Below are 18,376 nucleotides of genomic sequence, written 5' to 3' on the forward strand. Positions count from 1 at the left end.
TCGAAGGGGCCCCCTTGCGGGGGCCCCGAAGTCTTTACAGGACGGGGTCGATGACGGCATAGCCGCCGATGCGACGGCGGTACACCACATTGACGCGGTCGGTCTCGGCATTGATGAAGACCAGAAACTCACTGCCGATGGATTCCAGCTGCATCAGGGCTTCGTCCAGATGCAGGGGCTTGGGCGCAAAGCGCTCGGTGCCCACCACGGCGGGTTCTTCATCGGGATCGGCTTCCAGGTTGTAGGTGAAGACGTCCACGCTGGCGTTGCGGGCCTGACGGCGCTGTTCCTTGACGCGCGAGACGTGCTTCTTGATCTGGGCCTCGACCTTGTCCACCACAAGGTCGATGGCGGCGTACATGTCGGAAGACTGCTCGGAAGCACTCAGGTGCAGCCCCTCGCCAGCGATGGTCACTTCACAGCGATGCCGGAACTTGTCCACAGTAAGCATAACACCGACTTCCAGTCCGGAAGCCTTGCCAAAAAAGCGTCCCATCTTCTCCATGCGGCGACGGGCATACTTCTTCAGATGATCGGAGGCCTCGAAGTTCTTGAAAGTGAAAGCAATGTTCATAGAACCTCCCGTGGTGCAGGAATCAGAAATGTTCCTTGCGCTTTGAGGATGAGGGGATGTTCAGCGCCGTGCGGTACTTGGCCACCGTGCGCCGTGCGATATTGACCTTCAACTGTTCCTTGAGCAGCTCGCTGAGCCGCTCGTCGCTCAGGGGCGATTTGGGATCTTCGCCAGCGATGAACTTTTTGATCAGAGCCTTGACGCTCTCTGAGCCTACCTGACTTCCATCGTCCAGTTCAAGCCCGCTGTTGAAGAAAAATTTCAGTTCGAAGATGCCGTGCGGCGTCGCCACATACTTGTTGGTGGTGATGCGGCTGACCGTGGATTCATGCATCCCGATATCGTCGGCGATATCTTTGAGGATGAGCGGCGCGAGCTTGGTGACGCCGTCACGGAAAAAGGGCTGCTGATGTTTGACGATGCTCTCCACCACTTTATAGAGCGTCCGCTGCCGCTGGTACAGACTGCGGATGAGCCAGGATGCGGAACGCACCTTTTCCGAAACGTAGTCCTTCTCTTTTTCATTACAGGAGGGAACGCCATCACGCAACATGCTGGAGAGCTGCAGATGCGGCAAACCATCTTCATTGAGCAGGATGACGAACTCGTCACCGACGCTGTACACGAAGACGTCAGGGCTTACATAGGTGGGCTCGCTGCCGTCGAAGCTGGCACCGGGCAGGGGCTCCAGGGACTGGATGATGTCCAGGTACTCGCGCAGGCCTTCCATATCCAGCTTGAACTTGCGCAGCAGGGGCTTGTAGCGGTGGGCTTCCAGATCTTCCAGATGCGACTGCACCAGTTCCAGCAGGATGGGGTCACGGTCGTAGCGCAGGCTCTTCAGCTGCACCAGCAGACATTCGCGGGCATCCCGGGCCGCCACGCCCACCGGGTCGAAAAGCTGTACGCGCTCCAGCACGGTCTGCACGGCCTCCGGAGTGGTGGACGCCATCTCGGCGATCTCTTCCACGCTGGCCCGCAGATAGCCCGACGAACCCAGGTTGCCGATGATGATCTCGCCTATCTCCTTCTGCTCTTCCGTCAGGGTAGAAAGATGCAGCTGCCAGAGCAGATGGCCTTCCAGTGTGGGCTTGGCCGAGTAACGGGCCTCCAGAGGAGAGATCTCTTCCGCGATCTCCAGTTCCCGCCCCTGCGAGGTGCGCGGCGTGCTGGCGAATTCGCCGAGATATTCCTCCCAGTCGGCATTGCGGGAAAGGTCTTCGTCATAGACTTCGTCCTGGGGCTTCTCGTGCCGCGGCTCCTCCTGATCCTGCGGAGCCACGGGCTCATTGGCCGGGGCCTCTTCCAGGAAGGGGTTCTCCAGCAATTCCTGCTGGACGGTCTCCAGAAGTTCGACACGAGAAAGCTGCAACAGCTTGATGGCCTGCTGCAGCTGGGGGGTCATGACCAGCTGCTGCGACAATTTGAGTTGTTGACGAAGTTCCAATGCCATGGGGTGCTATCCTGTCAGTAAAAATTTTCTACGTTTCAAATACCATGCCACATGCTGCACCAATAGGCAAGGGAGGCTGGCCTGGGAGCACAAAAAAGGGAATATTTCAAGTCATTGCATAAAAAAAGGACGCCCCGCGCCAGCGGAGCGTCCTGAACGGCTTTTCTTGCACAAAAGCCCTATTTCTTGTGGTTGTTCTTGGCGGCCTTGATGAATTCGCGGAACAGGGGATGCGCCGCCATGGGACGGGACTTGAACTCGGGATGGAACTGGCAGCCCAGGAACCAGGGATGGTCGGGCAGTTCCACGATCTCCATCAGGGAGCCGTCGGGGGCGGTGCCGCTGAAGACCATGCCCTTTTCTTCCAGCAGATCCTTGAAGGCGTTGTTGAACTCGTAGCGGTGACGGTGGCGTTCTTCCACCAGTTCCTTGCCGTACGCTTCAAAGGCACGGGTATCGGGGATGATCTTGCAGGGGTAGGCGCCCAGGCGCATGGTGCCGCCCTTGTCGCTCTCGGCGTCGCGCTTTTCCAGGTTCTTGGTGCGGAAGTCGAACCATTCGGTCATCAGGTAGATGACCTTGTGGGCGCTCAGGGGATCGAATTCTTCGGAGTTGGCGTCTTCCAGACCGGCCACGTGACGGGCGAACTCGATGACCGCACACTGCATGCCCAGACAGATGCCGAAGAAGGGGATGCGGTTCTCACGGGCATAACGGATGGCGGCGATCTTGCCTTCCACGCCGCGGTAACCGAAGCCGCCGGGCACCAGGATGCCGTCGCAGCCGGCAAAGGTGGCGGCCACGTTGCCGTCGTCCACGTTCTCGGAATTGACGTAGCGCAGGTCCACGGAAACGCGGTTGGCCACGCCGCCGTGGATCAGGGCTTCATGCAGGCTCTTGTAGGCTTCCTTCAGGTCCACATACTTGCCCACGATGGCGATGGTCACGCTGCCCTGGGGATTGGCACAGTCGTAGACCAGCTTTTTCCAGTCTTCCAGGTGGGCGTTGCGCGCGGGCAGGCGCAGCATGATGGCCACTTTCTGATCGAAGCCTTCCTCGTAGAAACGCAGGGGCACTTCATAGATGTTGCCCACGTCCACGGAGGAGAACACGGCATCCTGATCCACGTTGCAGAACAGGGCGATCTTGCGGCGCATCTCTTCGGGGATGCTGTGCTCGCAGCGGCAGAGGATGATGTCGGGCTGGATGCCGATGGAAAGCAGTTCCTTGACGCTGTGCTGGGTGGGCTTGGTCTTGTGCTCACCGGCGGCCTTGAGGTAGGGCACCAGCGTCAGATGGATGTTCAGACAGTTGTCGCGGCCCAGCTCGGACTTGAGCTGGCGGATGGCTTCCAGGAAGGGCAGGCCTTCGATGTCGCCCACGGTGCCGCCGATCTCGATGATGGCCACGTCAGGGGCGTTGTCGCCTTCGGCCAGGGAAAGCACGGTGCGCTTGATCTCGTCGGTGATGTGGGGGATCACCTGCACGGTGCCGCCCAGGTAATCGCCCCGGCGTTCCTTGGCGATCACGTGGTTGTAGATGGCACCGGAAGTGGTATTGTTCTTGCGCGACATGGGCACGTTGAGGTAACGCTCGTAGTGGCCCAGGTCCAGGTCGGTCTCGGCCCCGTCATCGGTCACGAACACTTCGCCGTGCTGGAAGGGATTCATGGTGCCGGGGTCAACATTGATATACGGATCCAGCTTTTGGATGGTGACGGAAAGTCCCCGGGTCTGCAACAGGGCGCCCAGCGAAGCCGCGGCAAGGCCCTTGCCCAGGGAAGACAACACACCGCCCGTAACAAAAATGAACTTGGTTTTCATGAACTCCTACCTTTTGATGACATACAGCGGACCGTGGTCCGGACCGCATGTGCTGCGCCCGGGCGAACCGCCCTCGCGCAATCGGGAGATTTTACACCAATCCGAATCATTTTACCAGCATTGACTATTATAAACTTTGCAGGTAGTCTCTTTTTCCATTTCTATAGTGGCCCTTTGTGGCTACCGCTTGCAAGGAGGCTTCTGCCGCATGGGCACAGTCAATACTCTCGTCATCACCGGCTATGGCACCAATTCCCATCTCGAAACCGCCCACGCCGCCCGTCTCGCGGGTGCCGACCGCGCTGACGTCGTGCACTTTTCCGACATCGTGGCCGCCAAAGTCCGCCTGAGCGATTACCATTTTCTCGTGTTCCCCGGCGGGTTCCTGGATGGTGACGACCTGGGTGCCGCCCAGGCTGCCAGCATGCGCTGGCGCTATCTGAAGGACAGCACGGGCACTCCCCTGCTCCAGTCCCTGACCGAATTCATCAACGACGGCAAACTGATCCTGGGCATCTGTAACGGCTTCCAGCTTCTGGTCAAGCTGGGCGTGCTGCCCGCCCTGGACAACAACCGTTTCGAGCGCCAGGTCTCTCTGAGCCACAACGACTCCGCCCGTTACGAAGACCGCTGGGTGCACCTGCTGCCCAACCCCAAGAGCCCCTGCGTCTTCACCAAGGATCTGCCCATGATGGCCATGCCCGTGCGCCACGGCGAGGGCAAGCTCATCGCCCGTGACGACGCCACCCTGCAGCGCCTGGCCGATGAAAACCTCATCGCCCTGCAGTATGCCGATCCCGAGACCGGCAAGGCGACCATGGAATATCCGCTCAACCCCAACGGTTCCAGCCTGGCCATCGCCGGCCTGACGGATCCCAGCGGGCGCGTGCTGGGCCTCATGCCCCACCCCGAAGCGTTCCACCATGTGACCAACTATCCCACCTGGACCCGCGGCTCCATCGACGTGCCCCCGGCCACCCAGCTGTTCTCCAACGCCGTGCGCTACCTGCGCGCCCTTTAATATAAGGAAGGGAGGGGACTTCCCGCTTGACAGCGGGCTCAGGGCCAGCTAAATTCTTTGAACCATTTTGCTGGTTACGGCCCCAGTGGTCGCAGACACAGGTGTCGATCATTTGCAGCGAGCCTGCCGCCCTTTGCTTTTGAAAGCACTTTTCTGGTTTCAGGGAAGTGCTTTTTTACTGTGAGGGATCGATATGCATATAGCAGAGATCATTAGCATCATAGAACAGATGGCCCCCCTGCAGGGCGCCGCGTCCTGGGACGTTTCGGGCCTGCAGGTGGCCGCGCACAGGACCGACGCCACGCGTCTGGCTGTCTGCCTCGATCCGAGCCCGGCTTCCGTCTCGGCCGCGCTCGAGCTCGGTGCGCAGTGCATCCTCAGCCATCATCCGCTGGCGCTCAAGCCTTCGCTGCCCAACCGCATCGACCATTACCACGAAGTCCTGCGCCTGCTGCTGACCAACGATGTGCCGCTTTACGCCGCGCATACCTCGCTGGACGTCAACAGCGACGGCCCGGTGTCCTGGCTGGCCCGCGAGCTGCCTCTGAACAATCTGGCCGTGCTGGAACCCACCGGCCCCGGCACGGAGGATCTGCCGCACGGCTTCGGCCTGGCCGGCGATCTGGCCGAGCCCGTGGACCTGCGGCAGCTGGCCGGCATGCTGGCCGCGCACATCGACCTGAGCACCGCCACCGTCAGCGGCCCCTGCCCGGAAAGCATCCGGCGGGTGGCCTACTGCACCGGTTCGGGATCCTCCCTGCTGGAGGAGGCCCGCGCCGCGGGTGCCGACATTTTCATCACCGGCGACGTCAAATACCATACGGCGCTGGATACGCAACTTTGTCTTTTCGACGTGGGCCATCACAGCCTGGAAGAAGAAATGATGCGGCGTGCCGCCATCCACCTGCAGCACGCCTGCCCGATGCTCGAAGTCGTCTTCGTGCCTTCGGCCTCCCCTTTCCAGCCTGTCCATCCCCGCGTTCTTTAGGAGGAACCTCATGAGCACCGCTGTCTACCTTGACCAGATCCGCCAGCTTGTCGAGCTGCAGAAAGTGGACGACGCCATCTTTGCCGTGCGTCAGGAACTGGAATCCGCTCCCCGCCAGCTGGACGAGCTGCAGGCCAAATTCGATGCCAGCAACGCCCAGCGCGAACGCATCGTGGAAAAGCTGACCCACCTGCAGGAACAGCAGAAGCGCCTCGCCATGGAGATCGACGACGACTCCGCCCGCATCAAGAAGAGCAAGAACAAGCTCATGCAGGTGGAAAACACGCGCGAATACCATGCCATGATGCGCGAAATGGACAGCATGGAAAAGATCAACCGCTCCCGTGAGGAAGAAAAGATGACCCTCATGGAAGAGGTGCAGCGCCAGAACGAAGCCCTGGCCGAGCTGGACCTGACCCATGGCGCCCTCCAGGCCGAACTGGAAGTGCGCCGCGACGGCCTGGAAGAAAAGATCCAGCTGGCCCAGGCCAAGCTGGCCGAACTGGAAGAAAAGCGCCAGCATGCCGCCGGCGTCATCCCCCAGCCCGTCTTCGTGCGGTACGAATTCATCCGCAAGCGTCTTGAGCATCCCGTCATCGTCGGTGTGCGCGAAGGCATCTGCTCCGGCTGCCACATCGCCATCCCGCCGCAGTCCTTCATCGAACTGCAGCGCGGCCAGCAGATCCTGAGCTGCCCCAACTGCCAGCGCCTGATCTTCTGGAACGAGCACTTCCCGGATATGGAACTGCAGGCCGCTCCGGCCAAACCCAAGACTCTGGTGGACTAAAAATCAACAGGCAGGAGCCGGACAGATCGCCGCTGCGGGCATTGGCCCGGAGAGGAAAGTCCGGGCTCCACAGGGCAGGACGCTGGATAACGTCCAGGAAGGGCGACCTTCGGACAGCGCCACAGAAAGCAAACCGCCCGGCCGGTCCCGTACCGGCCGGGTAAGGGTGAAACGGTGGAGTAAGAGACCACCAGATGCCGTGGTGACACGGCATGCTCGGCATACCCCGTCTGGAGCAAGGCCAAATAGGGAAGGAGGCTGGCCCGGCCATACCTTCCGGGTAGGCTGCTTGAGAGGGCAGGCAACTGCTCTTCTAGAGGAATGGCGATCGCGCGCCCCGGCGCGAACAGAACCCGGCTTATCGTTCGACTCCTGCCTGTTTTTTTTGCGAGTACAGCATGACACGAATTCCCGTCCGTCCCTGGGCCCTCGTTCTGGCCGCAGGACAGGGCAAGCGCCTGTCCGCCGCTACAGGCGGCCACTCCAAACAGTTCCTGCTCTGGAAAGGGGTTCCCCTTTACTGGCATTCAGCCCGCACTCTGGCCCGTTCCGGGGCCGTGGCGGGCCTTGTTTTTGTCTTCCCCCAGGATTGCCTGGAAGAAGAAAAACAGCGCCTGGCCCAGCTGGCCCGCGACGAGGATCCCGGCATTCCCTGGCTGGCCGTGGCCGGCGGAGCGGAACGGCAGGACTCCGTACGCCACGGGCTGGCCGCCCTGCCCAAGGAAGCCACGCATGTGCTGGTGCACGACAGTGCGCGGCCCTTCATGAGCGCGGCCCTCGTCCACCGTGTGTGCGATGCGCTCGCCGCAGGTGCCGTGGCCGTCATCCCGGGCCTTGCCGTCACGGATACCATAAAGGTCGTCTGCGACGATCTTGTGACGGACACGCCGCCCCGTGCCCGGCTGCGCGCCGTGCAGACCCCCCAGGGCTTTGCCCTGCCTCCCCTCCTGGCCGCCCACGATGCCGCCCGGCAGGAAAGCGCCGCCGGACGCGCGGCCACGGACGATGCCGCTCTGATGGAAGCCCACGGGCACCCCGTACTGGTGGTGCCGGGCGAAGCCGCCAATATCAAGATCACCCATCCCGAGGACCTTGCCTTGCTGGAAGAACGCTCCCCCGTCATGCCGGTGCCGCGCGTGGGCATGGGCTATGACGTCCACCGCTACGGCAGCGGCCGCCCCATGAAGCTAGGCGGCATCATCATCCCCAATGCTCCCGAGGTCATCGCCCATTCCGACGGCGACGTCCTGCTCCATGCCCTGATGGATGCCCTGCTGGGCTGCGCGGCCCTGGGCGACATCGGCCGTCTTTTCCCTGATGCCGACGCCCGTTTCGACAATATTTCCTCTGCTGTCCTTCTGGACGACGTGCTGGAACGCTTCCGGGATGCCGGTCTGACCCTCTGCCACGTGGATCTGACCGTCGTGGCCCAGACCCCCAAACTGGCTCCCCATCGTGAAGAGATCCGCAAGAACGTGGCCCGCCTGCTGGGCCTGGGTACGGACTCGGTCAACATCAAGGCCACCACGGAAGAAAAGCTGGGCTTTACCGGTGCCTGTGAAGGCATCAAGGCCTATGCCGTGGCCACGGCGTTCCAGCTTCCCCCTCACCCGCGCAACACCAAGGAAATGGCATGACCCCCGAGCTGCACCGTCCCTGGTTCTCCCATTACGAACCGTCCGTTCCCCGTACCGTCACTGTTTTCGACCAGCCCCTGTACAGCCTGCTGGATGAGGCCGCCGCACGCTATCCCAAGCGCCCGGCCCTGATCTTCCAGAACACCCGCCTGAGCTACAAGGCCCTGCATGAGGCCGCGGAACGCTTTGCCGGGGCCCTGCGCCGCGCGGGCATCCGGCCGGGCCAGCGCGTGGCCGTCATGCTGCCCAACCTGCCCCAGACCATGATCGCCTTCTGGGGCGTGGTCAAATGCGGGGCCGTGGCCGTGATGGTCAACCCCCTCTACATGGAACGGGAGCTGCTCCAGAACCTCAATGACGCCGGTGCCGAATGCCTTGTCCTGCTGGACATGCTCTGGCCCCGCGTGGCTCCGTTGCGTGACCGTCTGCCCGTCAAGACCTATGTGGTCACCGGCATCGCCGACGCCCTTTCCTTCCCGCTGAACCTCATCTACCGTTTCACCAAGGGCCGCCAGAAGGCCGTCCCCATCCCCTATGATGACAAGGTCATCGCCTGGAAGGACTTCAGCAGGGGCGCCCAGCCCCTGAGCGAACCCATCGCCGACCCGCAGAACACGCCCGCGCTGCTGCAATATACCGGCGGCACCACCGGCATCCCCAAGGGCGTGGCCCTGACCCACAGCAATCTGGGCACCAACTGCCGCCAGATCCTGAGCATCATCCAGGAGACCCCCGAGACGGAACACCGCTTCGTGGGCCTGCTGCCCTTTTTCCATGTCTACGGTCTGACCACGGGCCTGACCATCCCGGCCGCCCTGGCCGCCACGGTGCTGCCCCTGCCCCGCTATGTGCCCCAGGACGTGCTGCACCTCATCGGCAAGCACCGCCCCACGGTCTTCCCCGGTGCGCCCGCGGTCTACAGCTCGCTGCTGCAGCAAAAGACCTTGGGCCAGTATGACCTGACCTGTATCAAGCTTTGCATCTCGGGTTCCGCTCCCCTGCCCCGCGATACTTTCCGCCACTTCCAGGAGCTGACCGGTGCCATCATCCTTGAAGGCTACGGTCTGACGGAAGCCTCGCCCATCACGCATATCAATCCCCGCGAAGACAGCAAGCAGAAAGAAGGCTCCATCGGCATGCCCCTGCCCGGCACCGATGCCCGCATCGTGGACAGCGAAAGCGGCACCGCCCCCCTGCCTGTGGGCAAGCTGGGGGAACTGGTCATCCGTGGCCCGCAGGTCATGCAGGGCTACTGGCACCTGCCCGACGAGACCGCCAGCGCCCTGCGCAACGGCTGGCTCTATACCGGCGACCTGGCCGTCATGGACGAGGAAGGCTATTTCTTCATCATGGACCGCAAGAAGGACATGGTCATCGTGGGCGGCTACAACGTCTATCCGCGTGAAGTGGACGAAGTCCTGCTGGAACACCCCGACGTGCTGGAAGGCGTGAGCGTCGGCATCCCCGACGGCGTGCGCGGCGAGGCCCTCAAGGCCTATATCGTGCCCCGTCCCGGCGTGGAACTGACCAAGGCCGATATCGTGGGCTGGTGTCGCCAGCGCCTGGCCTCCTACAAGGTGCCCCGCCTGGTGGAATTCCGCGAGGAACTGCCCAAGACCATCGTGGGCAAGGTCCTGCGCCGCGCCCTGCGTGAAGAAGAGATGGCCAAACAGGCCAAGAAAGCTGCCCGTCACGCCGCCCGGCAGGACGGTGCCGCGACCGCCAAGGAGGACTGATGCGACTCCTGGTTCAACGTGTCCTCGAAGCGGCCGTCACTGTGGACGGCCAGACCACCGGCGCCATCGGCAAGGGCCTGCTGGTCATGACCGGCTTTGGTGACGAAGACGGCCCGGACTTCCACCACAGTCCTGTTTTTGAAGGCATGGCGCGCAAGCTGCTGGATCTGCGCATCTTCCCCGGCGAAGGAGACCGCTGCGACAAGTTCGACCGCTCCGCCCGGGATTGCGGGGCCGATGTCCTGCTGGTGCCGCAGTTCACGCTGTATGCCGACTGCCGCAAGGGCCGCCGCCCCTCCTTCTCCCATGCCGGCGATCCTGCCTGGTCCCGCGAGATGTTCGACCGTTTCACCCGAAAAGTCAGCGAGGAAAGCGGCCGCCCCGTGCCTACGGGCGTGTTCGGCGCGGACATGCGCGTCCACCTCATCAACTGGGGCCCCGTGACCATATGGCTGGATTCCCGCGAGGTGCTGCCGCATCTGTACCTTTAAGGCAGCAAGGGAGTCCCTCTTCCTCGCGTGAAAGGCCTCTCCCAGGGCTAATACCGTTCTTGCAGGCTGTAACGTCCACGATGAACGGGTACAGGCCGACCGGCATCCGGTCGCTCCTCTTTCCAATACGCTTTCCCCAAAGCCATAAAAAAGGACAGCCGTACGGCTGTCCTTTTTATGGCCTCCCGTCCACCGGATACTGCCAGCAAAAGAGAAAGAAGAGAGAAAAAAAAGAAGAAGAGAGAGAAAAAACGAAAAGCCTGACCTGCACCGGCCAGGCTCAGCATTTTTTCGGGGGACCATCAGTAGCGGCAACCTTGCCACAGGCAGTCACCCATCATCCTCCATAGTAAAGCGCGTTTGGGAGGGATGGGGGGAGCTTGAGGGGGGAAGGGAACCTTTTGTGCGCCAGCCAAAAGGTTCCCTTTCCCCCTCAAAAAACATCCACCCTGCAGCCTATCCCCGTGCCTCCAGCGCGCACAATGCCAGGCGGGCGGCCTCCTGCTCGGCCTTTTTGCAGCTGGTGCCGGTGGCCGTGAACTGTTGTCCCGAGGGCAGGGAGACCTGCACGGTGAAGTGCCGGGCATGCTCCGGGCCTTCACAGGCCAGGGTCGTATAGACAGGGCGATCGTGGAAAAGGGCCACCGAACGTTCCTGCAAACTGGTCTTGAAATCCTTGGTCTTGGGCTTGCCCACACAGACCTCGTCCAGAAGCGTCCCGAAGATGCGGGCCACGACCTTTTGGGCCGCGATATAGCCGCCGTCTTCGTACACGGAGGCCAGCACGGCTTCGAACACGTCGCTGAGCACGGCGTCACGGCTGCGACCGCCCTGCCGCTCCTCGCCGCGCCCCAGGCGCAGCAGCTGGTCGATACCCGTTTCCCGGGCCCGCTGGGCCAGACTGGTGGTGCCCACCAGCTGGGAGCGCACACGGGTCATGTCGCCTTCGCGGGCCTGCGGGAAGCGCGTGAACAGCTCCCACGAGATGCACAGTTCAAGGACGGCATCGCCCAGGAACTCCAGGCGCTCGTTGTGCGCCTGCCCCAGCCCGTGCTCATTGGCCCACGAGCTGTGGGTCAGGGCCAGGGCCACCCGTTCCGGGCGTGAAAAATGATAGTCCAGGATCTGTTCGATGCGTTCCAGGTCCGCCGCCGAGATGCTGAGGTCGAGTTTTTTGCTGTGTTCCATGCGCAGCAGTCTAGTCACTTCAGGACGCAAGGCAACAGAAATTTTCTTGACACCCGGCCTTTCAGCGCCTACCTATTTGGAGCAAAATTCAGAGACTTCCGCATGTCCGGCCGTCATACGGCCCCATGCTGGCGAGGAGACATTATGGCTTACGATATCCGCCTCATGAAGCTGGTGACCGGCGAAATGGTCATCGGCAAGTACGACGCCGAAAAAGACTGCCTCAACGAAGTGGCCAGCCTGCAGAGCATCCCCACCCAGCAGGGCATGCAGATGATGCTCCTGCCTTACGGCTATCCTTTCGAGCCCAACTTTACCGGCACCCTGGAAGGCCGTCACTTCCTGTACCGCTACGCCGACACCCCCAAGGAACTGCAGGACAAGTACATCGAAGCCTGCACCAACCTCACCGTGGCCGGCGGCCTGGGCAAGCTGAGCTTCGGTCCCTCCGTGCAGACCGGCAGCGGCCTCATCAAGTAGCCCGTTTTCCATCAGGTTTCCGGGGCGGCATCTGCCGCCCTTTTTTGTATCCAGACAACAGGGATGTTTATGCGCGCACTGCTCCCCATTCTGCCCCGCCCCAGCCGCTACGCCGGTATCGAAGAGGGCGCCTGCCACAAAGACCCTGCCCAGGTTCGCCTGCGTGTGGGCCTGGCCTTTCCCGATACCTATGAAGTCGGCATGTCCTATCTGGGGCAGAAGATCCTTTACGGTATCGTCAATAGCCACGAACACTGGTGGGCCGAACGGGTCATGGCCCCGGAACGCGAAGCAGGCGACATCCTGCGGCAACACGGCTGCCCGCTGGGCACGCTGGAATCCGGCACGCCGCTGCGTGACCTGCACTGCCTTTCCTTCTCCATCACCCATGAGCTGTGCTACACCAACGTGCTCTACATGCTGGAGCTGGGCAACATCCCCCTGCGCACGGCCGACAGACCGCAGGATCTGCGCCAGTGCCCGCTGGTCATCGCCGGTGGCGGCGCCCTGCTGAGCGCCGAGCCGCTGGCCCCCTTCATCGATCTGATGGTGCTGGGCGACGGCGAAGAATCCCTGCCCGATGTGCTGCGCCTGCTGGAACAGGCCCTGGACGAAGGCTGGACGCGTGACCGCTGTCTGGAAGAGGCCCGCCACATCCATGGCGTCTACATCCCCTCTTTCTTCACGCCGGATGCGGAAGGCCGTTTGCAGCCCCGTTTTGCCGACCACGCCCGGCCCTCGCGACGCATCGTGGCCGACTTCGACAAGGTGGCCTACCCCACCAGCCAGGTGGTGCCCATCGGCGCGGTGCACAACCGCCTGTCGCTGGAGATCGCCCGCGGCTGTACGCGCGGCTGCCGTTTCTGCCATGCGGGCATGGTCTACCGCCCCGTGCGCGAACGGTCGCTGGACACCATCACCGGCCTGCTGGACGACTGCCTGAAAAAGACGGGCTTTGACGAGATTTCCTTCCTTTCGCTGAGCACGGGCGACTTTTCCGCGCTCAAGACCCTGAGCCACGGCGTGCTGGGCCGCTGCGCCCAGGAACAGATCAGCCTTTCGCTGCCGTCGTTGCGCGTGGGCTCCATCGACGACGAGATCATGCAGCGCATGTCCGACCTGCGCCGCACGGGCTGTACCCTGGCCCCCGAAGCGGGCAGCCAGCGCCTGCGTGACGTCATCAACAAGGGCGTCACCGAGGAACAGGTGCTGCTGCATGTGCAGAAGCTGCTGGAATACGGCTGGCGTCAGGTCAAACTCTATTTCATGATCGGCCTGCCCACCGAGACTGACGAGGACCTCAAGGCCATCGCCGACCTTTGCCGCAAGGTGCGCGACGCCGCGGGCAAGGGCAATCCGCGCCTGCAGGTCACGGCGGCGCTCTCGCCCTTCGTGCCCAAGCCCTTCACGCCCTTCCAGTGGGTGGAACAGATCAGCCAGGAAGAGATCCAGCGCCGTGTGCAGGTGGTGCGCAACGAATTCAAGGGCCAGAAGTTCCTCAAGCTGCGCTGGCACGAACCGGCCATGAGCCATCTGGAAGGCATCCTTTCCCGCGCTGACCGCCGTCTGGCCGATGTGGTGGAAAAGGTCTACCGCAAGGGCGGCATCTTCACCAGCTGGATCGAAGGTTTCGATCTGGCCCCCTGGCTGGAAGCCCTGGAAGAATGCGGCCTGACCGCCGACGAATTCACCCGGGCCCGCAGCATGGACGAATACCTGCCCTGGGAACATCTGGAGGCCGGCATCTCGCCCGAATTCCTGCGCCGCGAATACGAGCGTGCGCTGGCGGGCAAGGTCACGGAAGACTGCCGCTACCATGCCTGCCGCCAGTGCGGCGCCTGCGACACCAAGGCCGGGCCTTCGCGCATGCCTCATGCCAGCCTGGGCGAGGACGGCCAGCCGCTGGAGCACCACAACCGTCTGGTCTTCCCCCAGCGTGACCAGCAGGCCCACCAGCCCGCCCGTGACGAGGAAGGACGCATCATCTGCCGTACCCACGAGAACAAACCGCCGCAGATCGCGCCGGAGCTGGCCGTCAAGGCCGTCCAGTACCGCATCTGGCATACCAAGACCGGCGGCAGCTCCTACCTCAGCCAGCTGGAGCTCCAGGCCATCCTCGACCGCGCGCTGCGCCGTGCCGATCTGCCCATGGCCTTCTCGCAGGGCTTCCATCCCATGCCGCTGATGTCCTTTGGCCGGGCCCTGCCGGTGGGCATGGAAAGCCGGGCCGAATGGTTCGCCATCACCCTGCGCACCCCCATGTCCGCTGCCGAAGTGCATACCCGTCTGGCCGCGGCCCTGCCCACGGGCATGGCCGTCATCCGCGTGGAAGAAGTGGACAAGAGCCGCCGCACGGAACAGTCCGTGGCCGAGACCTTCCGCCTGCGCACCGGCAGCATCGACGGTGAAGGCCTTTCGCTGGCGGCCGTACGCGACTGCTTTGCGGCCTTCGCCGCCCAGGAAAGCGTCATGCTGACCCGCGAGACCAAGAAGGGCCCGCGTACCAGCGACATCCGCCGCCACCTGCTGCGCTGGAAGGAACTGGAGGACGGCAGCCTGGAATTCAGCCTGGACTGGAGCGACGGCTACCTTTCGCCCCTGCTGCTCTGCACCAGCATCTGCGCCTCACTGGGTGACGAGTCCCGCCTGCGGGCGCTGCTGCGCCTGAGCAAGACGGCCCAGCATTTCGCGGACGGCCAGGTCTGCCCGTAAAGGATCATTTCAGGGCCTTCCGAGGATGGATGCTCCATCCGGTTGCGGAAGGCCCTTTTTGCGGCTCTGCTCCGGCCGCGCCATCGTGCCGGAAAGCATCCCGCCCAATATGTTCTGCTCATATCAGGAGGCATCATGGCTCCCCGTTCCACCACGGAAACGTTCTTCTTTTTCGGTGATTCCCTGACCCTGGGCGTCAATGACAATGCCATGCCCGGCGGCTGGGTCAGCCGCCTTGTGCTGCTGGGTTCCCAGGCCGGCTGGTACGATATGCCGCCCGCCACCTTCTACAATCTGGGCGTGCGCCGCCATACCTCCACGGACATCGCCGCCCGCTGGCAGGCCGAAGTGGCGTCCCGCCAGATCCCCGGCACCATCAACCATCTGGCCTTCTGCCCGGGCGTGGTGGACATGTCTCCTGCCCAGATGCGGCCGGTGGACGAGGTCTGCGCCACGGTCATGCAGATGCTGGATCAGGCCTCGGCCCTGGGTCCGGTCTTGCTTATCTGCCCGCCTCCTGTTAAAGAGCCCGCCATGAGCCAGCGCATCGCCTCGCTCTGCGAGGCCTATGTGACGGCATGTGCCCGCAAGGGACATCCCTGTGCCGATGTGCACGCCGCTCTGGCGGCCTCGCCCGAGTACATGGATGATCTTGAGGATGGCCTGCATCCCGGCCCGCAGGGCGCTGCCCTGATGGCCCGTCTGCTGGCTGAAGACCCGGCCGTACGCCGCTTTTTTCTGACCGCCAAACAGGATGATTGATATGGGCTCCTGCCAGCCTTTCGTCGATGACGAACCCTTTGACAAGCGCGTGAAGACGCTTGCCGACAATGAATTGCTGGAGATCTGGGAAGAGACCCAGCAGCTGGAAGATCTGCTGCGCACCCAGATGCAGACCGACCTTGCCATGGCCCCCGAATACGAGCGCCTCATCGTCAGTGAGCTGCAGCTGCGCAGCAACAGGGCTTTGCTGCACGTCCGCTAGCGTTGCCGGATCGTTGGGCGGGCGGTCCCGTGGGCTTTTCTTGCTCACAGACACAATCTGTGACCGCCAGCGCGCCGTCCGGCGCACAGAGGGAAGCCATTCCCCTCCCTGCCCTTCCTCAAACACGTTTCCTCAGGCCGGTCCCCTCGCGGGGCCGGCCTTCATTTTTCCCAGTTTTTTCGCATCATGCGGCCCGAACGTTCCTTTTTGGCGCCACGAGCATAGGAAAGCCGCAGCTTTCGCGCCCCAGGAATGGCCGCAGCCGCAAACGCCCTCTTCCTTTCCGGGGCGATCCATCATTCGCCAGGCCTCAAGTCCCCCATGCCAGACAGGGATACCTGCAAAGAAAGCCCATAAAAAAGGCCTGTGGCGTCACCACAGGCCTTTCATCATTTTCAGGTCATACGGCTCAGGCTATTGCCCGAACGCTTTTTCCAGGGCATCTTCCAGCGTCCCGGCCGTATAGACGTCACGCAGCACCAGCGGGGACGAAGCCTGCTCCCCTGCCGGGAACAGGGCCGTCAGCGGTATGCTCTTGCTGCCCAGGGCCTCCAGCAGGCGGATGCCGTACGCATTGACGCCCGTCAGGTCCACGCGGATCAGTTCCATGCCGTAGCGCGCACGCAGCTTGCGCATCCGCTCATCGGTCAGCACCGTAGCTTCCAGCACCTTGCAGTTGGGGCAGGAATCCGCCGTGAATTCCAGCAGCATGGCTTTCTGGCCCAGATCGGCCTGGAACTGTTCGGGGCTGAATTCCCGCCACTGCACCAGCGGTGCGGCAGGTCGCAGGACCCAGATGAAGGAGCCCACCAGTATCAGGACCGTCAGGGCCCCGATGATGCGGCAACGCAGGCGGGGGGAGGCGGGGCCGCAGAACTGGCCCCAGAGCCAGGCCACCAGCGAAAGCACCAGCAGCACGCACAGGACCTGCATATGCTTTTCCACCGGCAGGATGGAGAGCAGATACAGGGCCGTGCCCAGCAGGCAGAAGCCTAGGACACGTTCAAAGACTTTCATCCAGTTGCCCGGACGCGGCAGGATGCGGGCCAGCTGGGGCCAGATGCTGAACAGGATGTACGGCAGGGCCATGCCCAGGCCCACGGCCCAAAAGACCACCATCAGGACCAGCAGAGGCTGGGTGAAGGCCCAGCCCAGCACACCGCCCAGCAGCGGGCCGCTGCACGGCGTGGCCAGGAAGGTGGAGACCAGACCGGTCAGGTAGGGTTGCAGACGGGGATTCTTGCTGTTGGCACCGGCCTTGAGGTCGATGACCGGCAGGGTGAAGACCCCCAGCATGGAAAGGCCCATGAGGAAGACCAGCATCACCAGGCCCAGCAGCAGGCTCTGCTGCTGATAGAGCTGCCCCCAGATCATGTCGGCGGCGCCCAGCACCAGGGCCAGCAGGGTGAACAGGGTCATGATGCCTGCGGAGAAAAAGAGGTTGTGCTCACGGAAACGCCGCAGGCTCTCCTTGTCTCCCCTGCCGCCCATGAGCAGCAGACCGCTGATCTTGAAGGTCAGCACCGGCAGGACGCAGGGCATGGCATTGAGCAGCAGGCCCGCCAGAATGCCCACGGCAAGCGCCATGCCGAATCCCGATATCTCCACAGAGCCGTCAGCATGCTGCGGCGTCAGCTCCAGGGCAAAACCGTCCGGGGGCGGCAGGGGCTTTTCGCCGTCTTCCTCCTGCAGGGCGGCCAGCGGGTCCTGCGCCGGATCCGTAACGGCACTCAGGCCGCCCGCTCCGCCCTCGTCCATGGCAAAAGGCAGACCGGACACAGGGGCGCTGCCTTTGGAGAGCACGGGCGGCAAACGCCGCAATTCTTCCCAGCGGGCCTTCCAGGGGGCCTCTTCCAATCCGGGCAAGGTATCCGGTACCTGGCCGCTGATGGTCTGCGAGACCGGAAGACAATTGCGCGAGGAACAGAGCAGCATGCTCAGGACAGCCTCAAAGCCGCGATGCCGGGCCTCGTGCGGCAAAAGGACGAACAGGGTCGTGGGGCTTTCGTAAACGTAGACGGTCGCATCAGGATCGAACAGATCCCGCTGCATGAAGCCCTGCGGATACCAGACGGGCAGTCCGCTGCCGTCATCCAGACGGATGGAAAGCGTGGTCGGGCGTCCGGCATCTCCGGATTCATGGGCATAGGCATGGTAGCCTTGCGGGAATGCCATCTCCACAGCCATAACGATGCCGTCAGGGCCTTCAGCAAAATGCGGCTGCACGGATACGATGTCCGCCGCAGCGGACTCTCTCGTATCTATTTGGAATATAAACAAAAATAAAACAAGCACCCCAATCAGGGCAGCAAAGTTCCGTGTTTTTTTCATCAAATACCTCTGGGAAGGCACTATAAAATCTTTTTTTTTCTTTTAAAAGTGTTGACAGAGAGGCCGCAAAAGAGTAGGTCTCTTTTTCGCGGATGGGTCATTAGCTCAATTGGTAGAGCAGCTGACTCTTAATCAGTTGGTTCGGGGTTCGAGTCCCTGATGGCCCACCA

Annotated in this window: 15 protein-coding genes, 1 tRNA gene and 1 other RNA gene; 12 read left to right on the plus strand and 5 right to left on the minus strand. The window is 62.7% G+C overall.

The genetic code is table 11. The features are described from left to right. Positions 1–34 precede the first annotated feature (34 nt). The 3 genes from hpf to pyrG form a co-directional block, all read right to left on the minus strand. Positions 35–574, minus strand: a complete 540-nt coding sequence (hpf, locus tag HF854_RS07610; protein WP_168935757.1) for a ribosome hibernation-promoting factor, HPF/YfiA family — start codon at positions 572–574, stop codon at positions 35–37. Positions 575–596: 22 nt separating this feature from the next. After that, a complete protein-coding gene (gene rpoN, locus HF854_RS07615; RefSeq protein ID WP_168935758.1) occupies positions 597–2,027 on the minus strand; it encodes an RNA polymerase factor sigma-54 in 1,431 nt (476 codons plus the stop codon). A gap of 179 nt (positions 2,028–2,206) precedes the next feature. Beyond that, the gene (gene pyrG / locus HF854_RS07620; RefSeq protein ID WP_168935759.1) at positions 2,207–3,850 is read right to left on the minus strand and encodes a CTP synthase; all 1,644 of its coding nucleotides are present in this window, start codon (positions 3,848–3,850) and stop codon (positions 2,207–2,209) included. Positions 3,851–4,058: 208 nt separating this feature from the next. On the opposite strand from pyrG, the gene HF854_RS07625 reads away from it, so the two are divergent. The 7 genes from HF854_RS07625 to dtd all read left to right on the plus strand — a co-directional run bounded on the left by HF854_RS07625 (position 4,059) and on the right by dtd (position 10,510). Further along, positions 4,059–4,871 (plus strand): phosphoribosylformylglycinamidine synthase subunit PurQ, encoded by an 813-nt coding sequence (locus tag HF854_RS07625; protein ID WP_006004563.1) that lies wholly within the window; start codon positions 4,059–4,061, stop codon positions 4,869–4,871. A 193-nt stretch (positions 4,872–5,064) separates the two neighbouring features. Next, complete coding sequence (locus HF854_RS07630; RefSeq protein ID WP_168935760.1) at positions 5,065–5,859, plus strand: Nif3-like dinuclear metal center hexameric protein; 795 nt, start codon at positions 5,065–5,067, stop codon at positions 5,857–5,859. Between the two features lie 10 nt (positions 5,860–5,869). Continuing rightward, positions 5,870–6,646, plus strand: a complete 777-nt coding sequence (locus tag HF854_RS07635) for a zinc ribbon domain-containing protein (protein WP_168935761.1) — start codon at positions 5,870–5,872, stop codon at positions 6,644–6,646. 13 nt (positions 6,647–6,659) lie between these two features. Continuing rightward, positions 6,660–7,023, plus strand: an RNA gene (rnpB, locus tag HF854_RS07640) — RNase P RNA component class A. Positions 7,024–7,044: 21 nt separating this feature from the next. Beyond that, a complete protein-coding gene (gene ispD / locus HF854_RS07645; RefSeq protein WP_168935762.1) occupies positions 7,045–8,283 on the plus strand; it encodes a 2-C-methyl-D-erythritol 4-phosphate cytidylyltransferase in 1,239 nt (412 codons plus the stop codon). Further along, complete coding sequence (locus HF854_RS07650) at positions 8,280–10,019, plus strand: long-chain-fatty-acid--CoA ligase (protein ID WP_168935763.1); 1,740 nt, start codon at positions 8,280–8,282, stop codon at positions 10,017–10,019. Before ispD ends, HF854_RS07650 begins: the two co-directional genes overlap by 4 nt. After that, entirely contained in the window at positions 10,019–10,510 is a 492-nt protein-coding gene (dtd, locus tag HF854_RS07655) for a D-aminoacyl-tRNA deacylase (RefSeq protein ID WP_168935764.1), read from the plus strand. The genes HF854_RS07650 and dtd overlap by 1 nt, the downstream gene beginning before the upstream one ends. Before the next feature lie 456 nt (positions 10,511–10,966). On the opposite strand, the gene rnc is transcribed toward dtd, so the two are convergent. Then, a complete protein-coding gene (gene rnc / locus HF854_RS07660) occupies positions 10,967–11,698 on the minus strand; it encodes a ribonuclease III (RefSeq protein WP_168935765.1) in 732 nt (243 codons plus the stop codon). A gap of 144 nt (positions 11,699–11,842) precedes the next feature. Between rnc and HF854_RS07665 the strand changes: the two genes are divergently transcribed. The 4 genes from HF854_RS07665 (at position 11,843) to HF854_RS07680 (ending at position 15,875) form a co-directional block, all read left to right on the plus strand. After that, complete coding sequence (locus HF854_RS07665) at positions 11,843–12,178, plus strand: hypothetical protein (RefSeq protein WP_040369116.1); 336 nt, start codon at positions 11,843–11,845, stop codon at positions 12,176–12,178. Between the two features lie 69 nt (positions 12,179–12,247). Continuing rightward, on the plus strand, positions 12,248–14,890 hold the full coding sequence (locus HF854_RS07670) for a TIGR03960 family B12-binding radical SAM protein (protein WP_168935766.1): 2,643 nt from the start codon (positions 12,248–12,250) through the stop codon (positions 14,888–14,890). A gap of 135 nt (positions 14,891–15,025) precedes the next feature. After that, positions 15,026–15,652, plus strand: a complete 627-nt coding sequence (locus tag HF854_RS07675) for a GDSL-type esterase/lipase family protein (protein ID WP_168935767.1) — start codon at positions 15,026–15,028, stop codon at positions 15,650–15,652. Position 15,653: 1 nt separating this feature from the next. Continuing rightward, on the plus strand, positions 15,654–15,875 hold the full coding sequence (locus tag HF854_RS07680; RefSeq protein ID WP_040369113.1) for a hypothetical protein: 222 nt from the start codon (positions 15,654–15,656) through the stop codon (positions 15,873–15,875). Positions 15,876–16,289: 414 nt separating this feature from the next. Here HF854_RS07680 and HF854_RS07685 read toward each other — a convergent pair whose 3' ends face one another. Continuing rightward, entirely contained in the window at positions 16,290–18,101 is a 1,812-nt protein-coding gene (locus tag HF854_RS07685) for a protein-disulfide reductase DsbD family protein (protein ID WP_303933729.1), read from the minus strand. A gap of 199 nt (positions 18,102–18,300) precedes the next feature. Between HF854_RS07685 and HF854_RS07690 the strand changes: the two genes are divergently transcribed. Continuing rightward, positions 18,301–18,376: transfer RNA gene (locus HF854_RS07690), tRNA-Lys, on the plus strand.

It is taken from the genome of Desulfovibrio piger, from assembly GCF_012843875.1.
Lineage (GTDB): Bacteria > Desulfobacterota > Desulfovibrionia > Desulfovibrionales > Desulfovibrionaceae > Desulfovibrio.